The 13,119-nt window shown below is 46.3% G+C and carries 15 protein-coding genes; 2 read left to right on the top strand and 13 right to left on the bottom strand.

Annotated elements, in window-relative coordinates:
- Positions 1–397 precede the first annotated feature (397 nt).
- Positions 398–673, bottom strand: coding sequence for a Txe/YoeB family addiction module toxin (locus GXN74_RS10865; protein ID WP_162370966.1), 276 nt, complete (start codon positions 671–673; stop codon positions 398–400).
- Entirely contained in the window at positions 667–921 is a 255-nt protein-coding gene (locus tag GXN74_RS14560; RefSeq protein ID WP_162370965.1) for a type II toxin-antitoxin system prevent-host-death family antitoxin, read from the bottom strand. Before GXN74_RS14560 ends, GXN74_RS10865 begins: the two co-directional genes overlap by 7 nt.
- Before the next feature lie 269 nt (positions 922–1,190).
- Between GXN74_RS14560 and GXN74_RS10855 the strand changes: the two genes are divergently transcribed.
- Both GXN74_RS10855 and GXN74_RS10850 read left to right on the top strand, forming a co-directional pair.
- The gene (locus GXN74_RS10855) at positions 1,191–1,409 is read left to right on the top strand and encodes a Fic/DOC family N-terminal domain-containing protein (RefSeq protein WP_162370964.1); all 219 of its coding nucleotides are present in this window, start codon (positions 1,191–1,193) and stop codon (positions 1,407–1,409) included.
- 38 nt (positions 1,410–1,447) lie between these two features.
- Entirely contained in the window at positions 1,448–1,612 is a 165-nt protein-coding gene (locus GXN74_RS10850) for a type II toxin-antitoxin system HicB family antitoxin (RefSeq protein WP_162370963.1), read from the top strand.
- Positions 1,613–1,708: 96 nt separating this feature from the next.
- On the opposite strand, the gene GXN74_RS10845 is transcribed toward GXN74_RS10850, so the two are convergent.
- The 11 genes from GXN74_RS10845 to GXN74_RS10795 all read right to left on the bottom strand — a co-directional run bounded on the left by GXN74_RS10845 (position 1,709) and on the right by GXN74_RS10795 (position 13,034).
- Positions 1,709–2,047, bottom strand: a complete 339-nt coding sequence (locus tag GXN74_RS10845; RefSeq protein ID WP_162370962.1) for a HepT-like ribonuclease domain-containing protein — start codon at positions 2,045–2,047, stop codon at positions 1,709–1,711.
- Positions 2,037–2,321, bottom strand: coding sequence for a nucleotidyltransferase domain-containing protein (locus GXN74_RS10840; protein WP_162370961.1), 285 nt, complete (start codon positions 2,319–2,321; stop codon positions 2,037–2,039). Before GXN74_RS10840 ends, GXN74_RS10845 begins: the two co-directional genes overlap by 11 nt.
- 535 nt (positions 2,322–2,856) lie before the next feature.
- The gene (locus tag GXN74_RS10835; RefSeq protein WP_162370960.1) at positions 2,857–3,744 is read right to left on the bottom strand and encodes a reverse transcriptase domain-containing protein; all 888 of its coding nucleotides are present in this window, start codon (positions 3,742–3,744) and stop codon (positions 2,857–2,859) included.
- 638 nt (positions 3,745–4,382) lie between these two features.
- Positions 4,383–5,330 (bottom strand): hypothetical protein, encoded by a 948-nt coding sequence (locus GXN74_RS10830; RefSeq protein WP_162370959.1) that lies wholly within the window; start codon positions 5,328–5,330, stop codon positions 4,383–4,385.
- A 15-nt stretch (positions 5,331–5,345) separates the two neighbouring features.
- On the bottom strand, positions 5,346–5,723 hold the full coding sequence (locus GXN74_RS10825) for a prepilin-type N-terminal cleavage/methylation domain-containing protein (protein WP_162370958.1): 378 nt from the start codon (positions 5,721–5,723) through the stop codon (positions 5,346–5,348).
- 14 nt (positions 5,724–5,737) lie between these two features.
- The gene (locus tag GXN74_RS10820; RefSeq protein WP_162370957.1) at positions 5,738–6,880 is read right to left on the bottom strand and encodes a type IV pilus modification PilV family protein; all 1,143 of its coding nucleotides are present in this window, start codon (positions 6,878–6,880) and stop codon (positions 5,738–5,740) included.
- A gap of 62 nt (positions 6,881–6,942) precedes the next feature.
- Complete coding sequence (locus GXN74_RS10815) at positions 6,943–8,295, bottom strand: O-antigen ligase family protein (protein ID WP_162370956.1); 1,353 nt, start codon at positions 8,293–8,295, stop codon at positions 6,943–6,945.
- Between the two features lie 84 nt (positions 8,296–8,379).
- Positions 8,380–8,775 carry a prepilin-type N-terminal cleavage/methylation domain-containing protein gene (locus GXN74_RS14750; RefSeq protein WP_281355226.1) on the bottom strand — a complete coding sequence of 132 codons (396 nt, stop codon included), beginning with the start codon at positions 8,773–8,775 and terminating at the stop codon, positions 8,380–8,382.
- A 96-nt stretch (positions 8,776–8,871) separates the two neighbouring features.
- A complete protein-coding gene (locus GXN74_RS10805) occupies positions 8,872–9,984 on the bottom strand; it encodes a type II secretion system F family protein (RefSeq protein ID WP_162370955.1) in 1,113 nt (370 codons plus the stop codon).
- Between the two features lie 153 nt (positions 9,985–10,137).
- A complete protein-coding gene (locus GXN74_RS10800; RefSeq protein WP_162370954.1) occupies positions 10,138–11,193 on the bottom strand; it encodes a type IV pilus twitching motility protein PilT in 1,056 nt (351 codons plus the stop codon).
- A 155-nt stretch (positions 11,194–11,348) separates the two neighbouring features.
- The gene (locus GXN74_RS10795; RefSeq protein ID WP_162370953.1) at positions 11,349–13,034 is read right to left on the bottom strand and encodes a GspE/PulE family protein; all 1,686 of its coding nucleotides are present in this window, start codon (positions 13,032–13,034) and stop codon (positions 11,349–11,351) included.
- Positions 13,035–13,119: the final 85 nt, after the last annotated feature.

Here is a 13,119-nt window from a genome sequence, read left to right as displayed (position 1 = left end):
CCGGATCACCGGCTAACATCCGCGAGTTGGTACAATCGTGAAGAACCACATTTGGAGCAACTGGAGTTCGTCTCTAGTTGCTCTTTTTTGATTGCTCCAAATGTGATACTTCACTTATGAATTATAGGCCATTATCCGTCCACTTACAATCCCTTTCCTCATTGTCCTCCGGAAATTCCTGTAAGGCGTCGGAGCCATTTTCCAACTCTTTGATCACCGGAATGCGGGGGGCTTCAACGACGCCATACCTATTCGCAAACATTTGTTTCATACAAAGTTTAGGGCAAAGAAAAGAAGAACACTCAGCTGCTTCGCTTCCTGTCCTTCTGGCCTGCTTTCTTGTTCGGTATCAACTCGGTTTCAATGCAATCCGCAGTTCATGGGGCCTGGCCCCGCATTATCTGATATCCTCGTAATGCGACCACATCCTCAAAATCTTTATGGCCTTTTCCGCTTCTATTATCTGATACACTAGCCGGTGTTGAAAACTGATTCTTCTTGAAAACAACCCATCAAAATTGCCAACCAGTTTTTCATATGGTGGTGGATTTTGAAAGGGATCGATTTTTATTATTTCAATCAGTGTTCTTGTTTTGTTTTCCAAACCAGCTTGCTTGACCAGTTTTTTGTCTTTGGCTGCCTGTTTCGAGAAATAAATGTCATACTCTACCATTCCTCATCCCTTTCGTATTTTGCACATTCTGATAAAGGTTCCATTGCGCCTTCAAGAATGCTTTTTGCCATATTGGGAATTTGGTTGAGATAGATCGTTTCTTCTATTGCTTTCCATTCATCTTCCGATATGAGCACTGCATTTTTCCCTTTGTTGTTGATGATGGTAATGGGTTCTGCATTGACATTCACATCTGTGATCAACTGGTACAAACTCCTTCTTGCATTCGTAGCATTGATTATATTCACGGTAATCACCTCTTTCGTATTTACATTATAGCGTACGCATGTGCGTACGTCAATGTCGTTTTGTAGGGTGCCCCGTAGACTGGACCGGCTGGAATAACGCTCTGTATTATTGCCACAGCTCTTTTGAGAAAGATCATGCAAATGTGAACGTGCAAAGATGAAGGCAAAGAAATGAAGAACACAGGGTAAAATTCATAGGAATTTACCCTCATCTCCTTGACGCAGGTAAAAAAAGGCTTTAGCATACCTATATCGGGGAGGTGTTTGTAATGAACAAGCACATTCTAATCAACGCAGTTATGATCAATGAATCCAAAGACAGTTCTGCCATTGAGAATATCATAACAACGTACCTATCCTCTCTTGAAAAAGAGGGTTTTCTTGCTTCCGAAAAAATAGGTAAAGAACGGATTTATGTGAACGCAAAGTTGTATGATTTGGTAAGGTTCCCTCAGCGAGGCGTTCCTTCACTCCCGGTCGAACGATGAAGGACCAGTAACAACCCATATTTAATCGAGGTGATGACATGAGATTTCAAGCAACCGTCGTAATACAAAAAGAAGATGATTGGTACGTTGCCAAGTGTATTGAAAACAATGTCGCTTCTCAAGGTCACACGATTGAGGAAGCAATTGAAAATCTAACAGAAGCCTTGCAATTATACTATGAAGACGAGATGCAGGTGCCATGATAGTCAACCAGTTCTATTCCGCAGTTAGAACAAGTATGTGATGGTTTCTTCAATTGATCAAATACAGTTTGCCAAACCTATTTGCAAGGCATTATTTCACACTTCCTTCAGCAATTCTTCAAGTTGTAACATTAGTTCTGGAACCTCCTTCCGAGACAAATTCCAAACAAGCTCCATCCTTAATTCACCATACCCATGTGCAACAATATTTCTAAGATCAACAATTTTTCGCCACTGTATATCCTTGTTCTCCGTCCATACCTCTTCCGTTAGAGCGTTGGCGTGTTCACCTATGTTAAGAAGTGACATTGCTGTTGCCTTCTGGTAAATGTCATTTTCTAGAAATCTTTTTTCACCAACTTCATTTGTATAGCGAATGATATCTTTACATTCGGATATGATTTTTTTCAGTAATTGAATATCCCTATGCTTCATAGATTCTTACCTTTTTGTCAATAGTGAGATAGCTGTTTTCCATTAGAGGTCCGGCAACAATATCTACTCTAGTGTTCAGTTTAGCCTGGATATCAAACTTAAGTCCTGACACATCAAACAAACTTGCAACTTTTTCATCAAAGCATACAAGCAAATCCACATCCGAGCCCTCTGCATTCTTTCCGTTTGCAAAGGAACCAAACAAGTCAATGCTCAGCACCGGATAGGAAGGAGCAACTTGAACCACTGCATTTTTTATATCTGCTATAGTCACGTTTGATCACCTCATAGAATAACTTGAAACCCAAGGCAACAATTTACTTTCCAAGCTAATTATAGATTATTATCCGTTCACTTACAATCCCCTTCTGCATTGTCCTCCGGTAAATCTATTCGCAAAGCATTTGTTTCGTGCAAAGATGAAGGCAAAGAAAAGAAGAACACTCAGCTGCTTCGCTTCCTGTCCTTCTGGTCTGCTTTCTTGTTCGCCATCAACCTGTTTTAAATCCAATCCGGATCATCAAAACAGGTTCGGTTGTCAAATCACTAGCCGTGTGCTTTGTCAAGCGTTTCCAGCCGATTTAACAATAATTCATAGGGCCTGGCCCCTTTCCTCGACGGGGCCTTCCCCCTTGCGGGGTGAAAAGATCACTCGCCCCGGCGAGGTTGCTCGCTTCCTGTCCTTCTGGCCTACTTTCTTGTTCGCCATCAACCTGGTTTCAATCCAATCCGGATCATCAAAACAGGTTCGGTTATCAAATCAGGAACCGTGTGCTTTGTCAAGCGTTTCCAGCCGATTTAACAATAATTCATGGGGCCAGGCCCCTTTCCTCGACGGGGCCTTCCCCCTTGCGGGGTGAAAAGATCACTCGCCCCGGCGAGGTTGCTTGCAACCGGTAGAATTCTTGGGCCTCTTCCTTCCGTTCAAAGCAGAACACACTGTCATCAGCGTATCTGACCATGTAAGCGGCCCCTTTGAAACGCTTCCGGATGACTTTCTCGAACCACAGATCGAGAGCATAGTGCAAGTACACATTCCCCAGTATCGGAGATACTTGTCCTCCCTGCGGTGCCCCGACCAAAGTCTCATGGCGTTCACCATTCTCCATCAGTCCGGATTTCAGGAACCTCACAAGCAGCCTCCTCAGATTCACATCCGCAATCCTATGGTCGATGAACTTCATAATCCACTCGTGGTCCATGTTGTCGAAAAACCCCCTGATGTCCGCATCCACCACATAGTGGATGTTCTTGTCCTGGATGATTTTGTTCACCGCCTTGAGCGCGTCATGACATCCGCGGTTCGGTCTGAATCCGTAGGAACAGTCCAGAAAATCCCCGTCATACACGGCGTTCAGGATGTCGCTTAAGACACTTTGCACCAGCTTGTCTTCATACGCCAGTATGCCAAGCGGGCGTTTGTCGTCCGTTCCCGGTTTGGGTATGTAGACCCTCTTGACCGGTTGAGGCTTGTAGGCTTGCCGCTTCATTTGTTCCACCAAAGACTCTATGTTGTTTTCCAGATTGCTTTCGTATTCGTCTTTGGTCACCTGGTCCACACCTGCGGCTTTCCTACCATTAAGCTGGTTATGCCTTTCCGTCAGGCTTTCCTTGTCAATCAGCCCAGCAAGGGATGTTATCCTTTCCTTCGGCCTTTCTTTAGCTATTCGTGCTATCCTTGCCAGTTTCGTTTCCATTATCTGTTCTACCTCCATGTGTAGGTAATGTTTCTCCAGCAAGGTCAATAGTATGCTGTGTCCTTCCCTCCGCGGGAATTACCCCGTTTCATCAGTACTATTACACAGTCCGACTCCCTAACGCCTTCCGCCTTCCTCGCTTTATTATCGCTTGTTATGCGTACTCCAGGTCTGCACCCGAAGAGCTGTTAGGGTCTCCTAAGTTACCGCACCATATCAATGTCTAGCATGCCGAGTTCAACGACCCCGGGGAAGCCGCAGCATTCTTACCATTTGCGTCTGCTGCGGTTTTGCATTCTGCTTCAGACCAGAGCATCTGCCTTCACCGATTTGGGATTACGGGGCTTAATCACTTCAACTTTTCAGCTTTCAGCCTGCTATCTTGTTTGCCTACGCTTAAACTTACCCGTCGCCGGGCAAGCTCCAAGGCTAACTACGGGCGGTTGGTCTACCTTACCCGGTGGGGTTCCCTCCCACTATATGGTGCGACATTGCTTAGACGCACGGCCTGGCCCCTTTCCTCGACGGGGCCTTCCCCCTTACGGGGTGAAAAGATCACTCGCCCCGGCGAGGTTGCTCTCCTGGGAATCTGAAAAGATTCAAGCCCCGACGATGTTGCTTGCTGAAATGCTCGACTCTTATTGTGGCACAATTATTACCGAATCTGGATGGCTGGGAATTGTCACACTAAACACTTTGGTAGCTGAGTAGGTGCCTTTTGTAGCCTGTAGTGTAATCGTTCCTGCTCTGCTGCCTCCACCTGGTCTTGTAATAGTAACATAGGTTCCTTGTTCCGAAATTTTTATTATTGCAGGATTATTGGCTGAAGCAGCTGTAAATTTATAAGAGATTCCAGCTGTTGCCGGAATATTTACTTGTGGCTTATTGTGTGTTGCAGGAGCAGATGATGCGAACTGTAGAGTACTAATACTTGCAAGTGCATTCTGTACAATCGCTACAATTTCTTCATATGTTAGCTCTGAATCACCAAAGGTTCCCCCAAGCAAAGCAAATGATGCAATATCTCTTGCAAATACAACGGCCTTGTCTGGGCCTTCTGTAATTCCATCTCTATATAGCATTAAATTCGGCAACAAAATTTTTGAAGATAGTTCATAACTCTGCTCGCTTCTTTGTTCATCTTTTACTTCTATAACTAAGTGATTATTTTGGAGAGCAAAGGTCGTATCCTCAAGTTTAAAAGAAGTTCTGAATACAGGTAGATATCCTCCCGTACCATCCGCCTTGACATGAACCAGATAATTATCATTATCTATATAAATGTACTCCAGATACTCAGCTTGTATCTCGGGCATATCTGAAAGATCTTGATGCCCACCTAGTTCGTCCACTACATACAAATATGAAGCATAATGCAATTGTTGCTGTAAATAATCAGAAGCCAACCGAAGATCACTTTGTATATCATACTGCCTTTCTGCTTTTCCAAATACATTATTACCAAACAAAAACATTGTTGCAACTACACCAATAACAACTGTAGAAACACCTATTGCAATAATCAATTCCACTAATGTTATTCCCTTTTTGTTTAAGACATATTGAATGACTTTTCTCTTAGACATCGACAATCCTCCTCTCTAGGGTACGAGTGCTGTCAATGAAACTGAACGGGTACCGTCACGATAAAATACTGTAATAGTTACTGAATATAATCCATCCGTATTGGGTCCGATTACGATAGGAGAAGAAACAGTGTATTGTATTGGCACACCATCTGCAGCCATTACTTCGTCTGCGATATCTGATAATTTATTGTAAACAGGTTCGTTTTCATAATACAAATCCATATAGCCTTGGGCAATTCGTGTTGCCTCTGTCTTTCTTCCCATACTATAAATACTATCGAAGCTAAATGAAAACATATTTAAAAACGACACCGCAATAATCCCAATTATAGCGACAGAAATAATCACCTCAACCAATGTTAGCCCTGATTCGCTTTTGATAAATCGCATTGATTCACCCCCATTTACTCCATGTCATCTGTATAAAAATATTTATTAATACTAGACTTTATGTATGGCACGCCGTACTTTTTATATATTTCATCAATAATCGGATCATCAGAGGCGGCTTTAATTAAATCGTCTTCGACTAGGTTATTCAAATCTGCACCATTTCGATAATAATAAACTCCGCTTGATAGTATCATATTTTCATACCTATCCTTTGCATTTCCTTCAAGAAGCATAACTCCATAATTTTCTGACAAATCAAACTCGTAAGTGTTATACGGATGGTCTTCATCTTCTTCTCCTGGATCATCGGCATCAATAAAATCAAAATACCTGTCTCTATCCTCAAAACCAACGATACTATGATATGTCCAAGGACTTAAGGTTCCGCCCAACACGTCTTCCGAACATGTCAAAAAAACACTCGCCGAACCATCTCTCAACTGCACATTACCTTCAAATATGATTACTTCCGCATCAAGACTAATATCATTGGTGTTTACCTGTTGCATGAAAGTAACGCCCGAATTATCTTGTCCGCGAAAAACCAAAACATTTGCTCGAAAAATCGACTCATTAATCGAATTTTGTGGTGATTTTGTTGGCGTACCAGTTATTACTACTGCATGACCGGTATAATCCAATTCCGAATTAACATTAGGATTAACATCGTTCCAGAGATTGGCTGCACGGCGCCATGTTTTGGGGCATTCTGTCCACTGCCCACTGTTGTCTAAACGCTCTATCATTGACTGAACAAATAACGTCACCCTACTCGTAATCGCTGAATCCTGTGAATGTACCGCATCAGCTACTATCGCAATATAATATCCGCTCTCGTCTACAACATAAGAGATGTCGTATTCCCCATTTCCTAAAACATTGTCTTTCAGACCAGTTAAGCTGTTTGCACTCTGAACAAACGCCTCAATATCCTCTTGTGAATCCAATATTGAAATCTTTTTAAATCCCGCTTCAGCTCCAGATCTCGCAATGTAATTTGTCTGGAGCTGTTTTTCTGAGCGAGCTGCATGTTGTGTTTCTGCGAAGCTAACAGAAAGCAATGCCATGCCCAGTATGGAAAGTAGTACCATAAGCATGATAACCCAGACGAAACTAAATCCATGGTTTCTAGAAACAAAAATGTGTATTTTCATTTTTACACCTCCAAATACGAGATTGTGCTACCTTCAGTCGGATATGTGATTTCATTATACTCCTATGCAATTATCTTGTAAACCGCATTGGGAGTTGATGTAAAGACACTTTTTTCCAACATCCCCAAAAACACAAAGTAAATTGGCATGACACTAATCGATCCGATGTTGAAAGTTGCCTGCAAGAGATACCCTAAAATTCCGGCAAATATTCCCCATTGATAGGATGAAAACGACAATCTCTGTTTATAGCTTTTAAACATGATTCTTCCTACAAACCAAATATAGAACAACAATCCTGGAAACCCCATGGTTGTAGCATACTCAAGGTATTCACTGTGCGCTTTATCAATGATGATAAAATTCCTACCAAAATATTTTTGTGCGTCTTCCTGTGTCACATCAATAAAATATGCAAGGTTGTCTGGACCAGTTCCAAATATTGGATTCTCTAAAAAAATTTTCAGGCTTCTCTGATAGATATACATGCGGCTCGATCCTAAGCTGCTAATTTCTCCTGCTTGCATTGACTCGACTTCTGCAATGCTATTAACTAGCCGTCCCGATAATTTTCCTTGACTAGTTAAATCAAGCAAAAACGTCAACAAAATCATACAGATTACTAAGAGAAATACCTTAGCCTTTATTAATTGCCAAGTATGCTTATTGAGTAATAAAATCAATAAACAAGCTCCTGTATAACCTAACCACGCACCTCTAGTTTGTGATACCAGTAGACCTATAAATACAATGTTTGAAACAACAAAATAACATTTAGAATTCTTCCCTTCATCTTTCAAATAGATAAAAATACTTGTTGCACCAACCATACACATATAGCTTCCTAGAAAATTCCTATTGCCGATGGTCGAATGTACTCCACCGTCCAGATATTCTCCATATAAACTCGTAAGTGGCTCTATTCCATAAAACTGTAAGACTGCATAAATCGAAATAATTGAAGCACTATATAGCAACCAATGAAGTGTTTTTTTTATATTTTTTGCATCTATGCAATATTCTGTAAAAATGTATACCACTAAATAGAATCCATATGTAACGGCTCCTTGAAGACGATATGGCCATCCAAATAAGCTATTTAGTTTATAGGGAGATATCAATGCAGATATAGAAGCCCATATAACAAACGCTAGATAAATTTTTGAATTTAAAGTAAGTATTGAAGTTCCTAAAAGACGATATTTTTCATACAAAATTAAAACGACTGGAATCAATAAAATATTTAATGTAATTACTTTACCTGAATTATACAAGTCATAATATTCAAAAATGTGACCATGCAATTCAACAATTTTAATTGATTGAATCAATACCATTGGTATAACCGCAATAATTATTATTATAAGATGCAAGTCAAAATCTCTATTCTTACATCTCCATACTTTTTTATTCATACTTCATCTCATTTCTTTATATCCTTAAATTAATTTAAAGGGCAACCAAATGGTTGCCCTTTAAATTAATTTGCTTACATTGCTTTAACTACCTGTTACAGCCACGCCATTTGCTACGGTTATGGCCCCACCAGCTGCAACTGTTGCAGTATAACTTTTCCCTTGAACAGTTTTAGTATAAGAAAAACTGCCATCTGTTGCTATTGCAGAAACTACTCCGTTTTCTAAAGTCTTTCCAAGATAATCTTGAATAACTGTCTGAGATGCTGGCCAGTTACCTGTTTCTGCTTTGTAAGCCTCTACCGTTGTCGCAACTGTTTTTGCGTCCGCCAAAGTGGCCCTTTTACCCGCACTTTCCTGAAATCCTGTAAACCTTGGAATCGCAATCACCGCCAAAATCGCAATAATCGCAATAACCACAATCAACTCAATCAGTGTGAAACCTTTTCTGTCCTTCATCCGCTTCATTAGTGTCTTCATAATCCTACCTCCTACGCTGTAATGGTTGCCCCAAATCTAGTAGTTTCTCTGTCTTTCTTTCTATTCCCTATTTCTTCTCTTTCTCTCCTCGGCAGACTAAATCGTCTGGGCCAAATCAAATAGTGGCATGTACATGGAAATTACTATGAACCCGATAACCACTCCCAAAACAAGTATCATCATGGGTTCGAAGAGCGTCACCAGCCGTTGCAGCGCCTGTTCCACTTCCTCGTCATAGTAGTCGGCCGTCTTTCCCAGGATGTTGTCCAAGGTACCGGACTCCTTTCCAATTTCCATCATGTTATCCAACATGGGTGGAAAGAAGTGGCTGTTCTTCACCGCCACATGGAGCTCCGTTCCTTTTTGGATTTCCTCCCGGTATTCCTGTAGCATGTTTTCAACGACTTTGTTGCCAATGATCCGGCTTATATTTTCCAAAGCGGTGAGCAAAGGTACGCCGCTGGAGAGCATAGTTGATAAATTCCTTGAAAACCGCGCTGTCATAATCTTTACATTTAACTCCTTAACAACAGGAATCTTTAATTTTATGCGATCTATAAACAGTCGGCCAGCATCGCTAGCGATGAATCTGACTATTAAAACCAAAACTAAAAATATCCCAATAAAAATTATTCCGATGTTGTTAAAGAAAAAACGACTAACTCCAAGTAAAAATTTTGTGGTTCCAGGCAACTCCACCCCGCTGCTCTCAAACATCCCCACGAATGTCGGCATGATGAACAGCACCAGGAAGTTCACTACAACAATCGACAACACCACAAGCACAATCGGATACACCATCGCACTTTTAACCTTGTTCTTCAACTTGTAGTCCTTCTCGAAGTAAACCGCCAGCCGCTCCAGGATGTCGTCCAACGTCCCGCTGAGCTCCCCGGATTCCACCATGAACACCATCAGGTTGGGAAACACCTTGGGATGGTCGGCCATGGCCTTCGACAGGACCTTGCCCTTCTGGACGTCCGTGTGCATCTGCCCCACGGTTGCCCTGAGCACTTTATGGTCCAGCTGCTGCTTCATGATGTCCAGGCACCGGAGCACGGTGCTCCCTGCCGTCAGCATGGCGTGCAGCTGTCTGCAGAAGAACGCCAGATCCTTGGAGGTGACCTTCTTCTCGATGTTGATCTCTCTGCTTCCTACCCTGACCTTCTCCTGGATGCTCACCGGAAAGTTCTGGTTCACCCGGAGCATGGTCGCGACTTCCTCCACGGAGTTGCCTACGAAGACACCTTCGAACATCTCCCCCGTGGGCCGCATGGCTTTGTACTTGTACTCCAAACCCCGCACCTTCTTCCGTCTCTACTGAAGCCTAAGTGTATAGACACATTATACTACCGGGTTTTGTCAGAAGTCAATGGTTTTTGACAGCTCTTCCCTGTCCAGCGCATGGGTGATGGCCTCCTGCTTGGTGATGGTCCCGTTCTGGTACAGGTTCTTCAGGGATTCGTCCATGGTGATCATGCCCTGGTTCTTCCCGGTGACGATGCTGTTCTGGATCTGGTGGGTCTTCCCCTCCCGGATCATGTTCCGGATCCCGGTGTTGGCCACCATGACCTCGCATACGGGCACCCGGCCGAAACCGGTCTTATTGGGCAGGAGCTGCTGGGAGACCACGGCCTGGAGGACCGAGGCCAGCTGGACCTTCACCTGCTCCTTGCCGTTGGTGGGGAAGGCGTCGATGACACGGTCGATGGTCTTGGCCGCCCCCAGGGTGTGGAGGGTGGAGAAGACCAGATGGCCCGTCTCCGCCGCCAGGAGGGCGATCTCGATGGTCTCCAGGTCCCGCATCTCGCCCACCAGGATGATGTCCGGGTCCTGGCGCAGGGCGGACCGGAGGCCCTTGGCGAAGCTCTTGGTGTCCAGGCCGATCTCCCGCTGGGCGATGCTGGCCTTGGCGTTCTTGTAGAGGTACTCGATGGGGTCCTCCAGGGTGATGATGTGGGCGTTGCGCTTCTCGTTGATCATCTGGATCATGGAGGCCAGGGAGGTGGACTTTCCGCTTCCCGTGGGGCCCGTCACCAGGACCAGGCCGTGGGTCATGTCCGTGAAGCTCTCCATGACGGCCGGCAGGTTCAGGCTCTTCAGGGTGGGGATTTCCGTATTCACCAGCCGCATGGCCATGCCGTAGGTGTTCCGCTGCCGGAAGGCGTTCACCCGGAACCGGGCCACATGGGGGGCGGAATAGGAGAAGTCCAGGTCCCCTTCGTGGGCCAGATACTGGAAACGCTCCGGTCCCGTGCACTGGCGGGTCAGCAGCTCCGTCTCATCCGGCAGGAGGATCTCCTCCCGGATCGGCAACAGCTCCCCGTCCACCCGGATCAGCGGCGGGGAACCCACCTTGATGTGCAGGTCGGAAGCCCTCTTCTCTTTAGCCAAAGCCATCATCTCATGCAAATTCATACAAAACTCCTTCCAGGAAAACGTCAGCATCTTGTCATTATTTCGATATCTGTAAAACGTTTTCCGCAACGGGAATGGGGAGCTTCTCCCGCATTCCCGCCAGACCCGGAAAACCGCAAATTCCCTTTTTTTATTGTGATGCATGTAAAATTTCCCTACTCCATCGAACTGCTGATCCGCACCATCTCCTCCACGGTGGTGACCCCGGAGAGCACCAGGTCCCGGGCGCTCTGGTGGAGGCTGAGCATCCCCTCCTCCACCGCCATGTCCCGGATCTCCTCCGTGGTCCCCCCGGCGGTGACGATGTTCTTGATCTTCCTGGTCACCGGCAGGATCTCGTAGATGGCGATCCGGCCCCGGTAGCCCGTGTGGTTGCACATGTTGCAGCCGGCCCCCCGAAAGAGCGTCGCACGTTCCTTCTCCAGCATGTGGAGCTCCGAGGGATGCGCCTCGTAGGGTTCCTTGCAGTTGGTGCAGATCCGCTTCACCAGCCGCTGGGCGATGATGCCCACCACGGAGCTGGAGATCAGGTAGTTCTCCACCCCCATGTTCACCAGACGGGCCATGGTGGAGGCCGTGTCGTTGGTGTGCAGGGTGGAGAGCACCAGGTGGCCGGTGATGGCCGCCCGTACGGCGATCTGGGCCGTCTCCCCATCCCGGATCTCCCCAATCATGATGATGTCCGGGTCCTGGCGCAGGATGGACCGGAGGCAGCGGGCGAAGGTGAGCCCCGCCTTGTCGTTCACCTGGGTCTGGTTGATGCCGGAGAGCTTGTACTCCACCGGGTCCTCCACGGTGATCACGTTCCTGCGGATGTCGTTGATCTCCATCAGGGTGGCGTAGAGGGTGGTGGACTTTCCGCTTCCCGTGGGCCCCGTCACCAGGATGATCCCGTTGGGTGCCTTGATGATCTTCCGATAGAGCTCCATGGCTTCCTTGGACATCCCCAGGTCCCCCAGGGTCAGGATCTTGCTGGAACGGTCCAGGAGCCGGATGACCACCTTCTCCCCGTAGACCGTGGGCATGACGGAAATCCGCATGTCGATGGAATGTCCGTTCAGGACCATCTCCACCCGGCCGTCCTGGGGCACCCGGTTCTCCGCGATGTCCAGATGGCCCATGATCTTGATCCTGGTGATGATGGCGGAAAGGGAGCGCCGGCCCAGGGCCATGTGCTCCATCAGGTCCCCGTCCACCCGGTACCGGATCCGGACCTTGTCCTCCTCCGGCTCGATGTGGATGTCGCTGACCTGGCCGTCCACCGCCTGGATGATGATGGAATCCACCAGCTTCACCACCGGGGCGTTGCTGACCTGGCTCAGCAGCTCCAGGTCCTCCTCCGTGATGTCCTTCTCCATGGTTCCCCCGAAGGTGGAGCTGAACTCCTCCAGGGTGTTCTCCGCCGACTTCTTCTTGTAGTACTGCTCGATTGCGATGAGGATCTCCCGCTCCGTGGCGATCAGCGGGGTCACCTCGTAGCCCGTGGCCAGCTTCAGGTCGTCCAGGGCCAGGATGTTCATGGGATCCGCCATGGCCACGATCAGGTTCTCCTCGTCCAGCTTCACCGGAATCAGCATGTACCGCTTGGCCATCTTCTCCGAGATGAGGCTGGTGGCCACCGGGTCGATGTTGTACTTGTCCAGCTTCACGCTCCGGATGCCGTACTGGACCTCCAGCACGTCCACGATCTGCTCCTCCGTCACATAGCCTTCCTCCAGGAGGACCTTCCCCAGGAGCATCTTCTTCTCCTTCTGCAGCTCCAATGCATGTTCCAGCTGCAATTCGCTGATGACCCCCAGTTCCACCAGCAGGTCACCGATCCTTTTGTTCTTCGTTTTCATGCTTTTTCGCCCCCACCCTGCCATAAACTGAAAATTCTTGCTGGTTCAATTCTATCATACGGGATATAAATGTCAAGCCGTCAAA

The sequence above is a fragment of the Anaerotalea alkaliphila genome (genome assembly GCF_010179735.1).
Taxonomy (GTDB): domain Bacteria; phylum Bacillota; class Clostridia; order Lachnospirales; family Vallitaleaceae; genus Anaerotalea; species Anaerotalea alkaliphila.
The sequence above is the reverse complement of the archived record's forward strand: the minus strand, read 5'-3'. Positions and strand labels throughout refer to the sequence as shown.

Coding starts and splice junctions, on each gene's coding strand:
- GXN74_RS10865 (WP_162370966.1), bottom strand. CDS start 673: ATGGTAGAGTATGACATTTATTTCTCGAAACAGGCAGCCAAAGACAAA.
- GXN74_RS10855 (WP_162370964.1), top strand. CDS start 1,191: ATGAACAAGCACATTCTAATCAACGCAGTTATGATCAATGAATCCAAA.
- GXN74_RS10850 (WP_162370963.1), top strand. CDS start 1,448: ATGAGATTTCAAGCAACCGTCGTAATACAAAAAGAAGATGATTGGTAC.
- GXN74_RS10845 (WP_162370962.1), bottom strand. CDS start 2,047: ATGAAGCATAGGGATATTCAATTACTGAAAAAAATCATATCCGAATGT.
- GXN74_RS10835 (WP_162370960.1), bottom strand. CDS start 3,744: ATGGAAACGAAACTGGCAAGGATAGCACGAATAGCTAAAGAAAGGCCG.
- GXN74_RS10830 (WP_162370959.1), bottom strand. CDS start 5,330: ATGTCTAAGAGAAAAGTCATTCAATATGTCTTAAACAAAAAGGGAATA.
- GXN74_RS10825 (WP_162370958.1), bottom strand. CDS start 5,723: ATGCGATTTATCAAAAGCGAATCAGGGCTAACATTGGTTGAGGTGATT.
- GXN74_RS10820 (WP_162370957.1), bottom strand. CDS start 6,880: ATGAAAATACACATTTTTGTTTCTAGAAACCATGGATTTAGTTTCGTC.
- GXN74_RS10815 (WP_162370956.1), bottom strand. CDS start 8,295: ATGAATAAAAAAGTATGGAGATGTAAGAATAGAGATTTTGACTTGCAT.
- GXN74_RS14750 (WP_281355226.1), bottom strand. CDS start 8,775: ATGAAGACACTAATGAAGCGGATGAAGGACAGAAAAGGTTTCACACTG.
- GXN74_RS10805 (WP_162370955.1), bottom strand. CDS start 9,984: ATGCTCCGGGTGAACCAGAACTTTCCGGTGAGCATCCAGGAGAAGGTC.
- GXN74_RS10800 (WP_162370954.1), bottom strand. CDS start 11,193: ATGAATTTGCATGAGATGATGGCTTTGGCTAAAGAGAAGAGGGCTTCC.
- GXN74_RS10795 (WP_162370953.1), bottom strand. CDS start 13,034: ATGAAAACGAAGAACAAAAGGATCGGTGACCTGCTGGTGGAACTGGGG.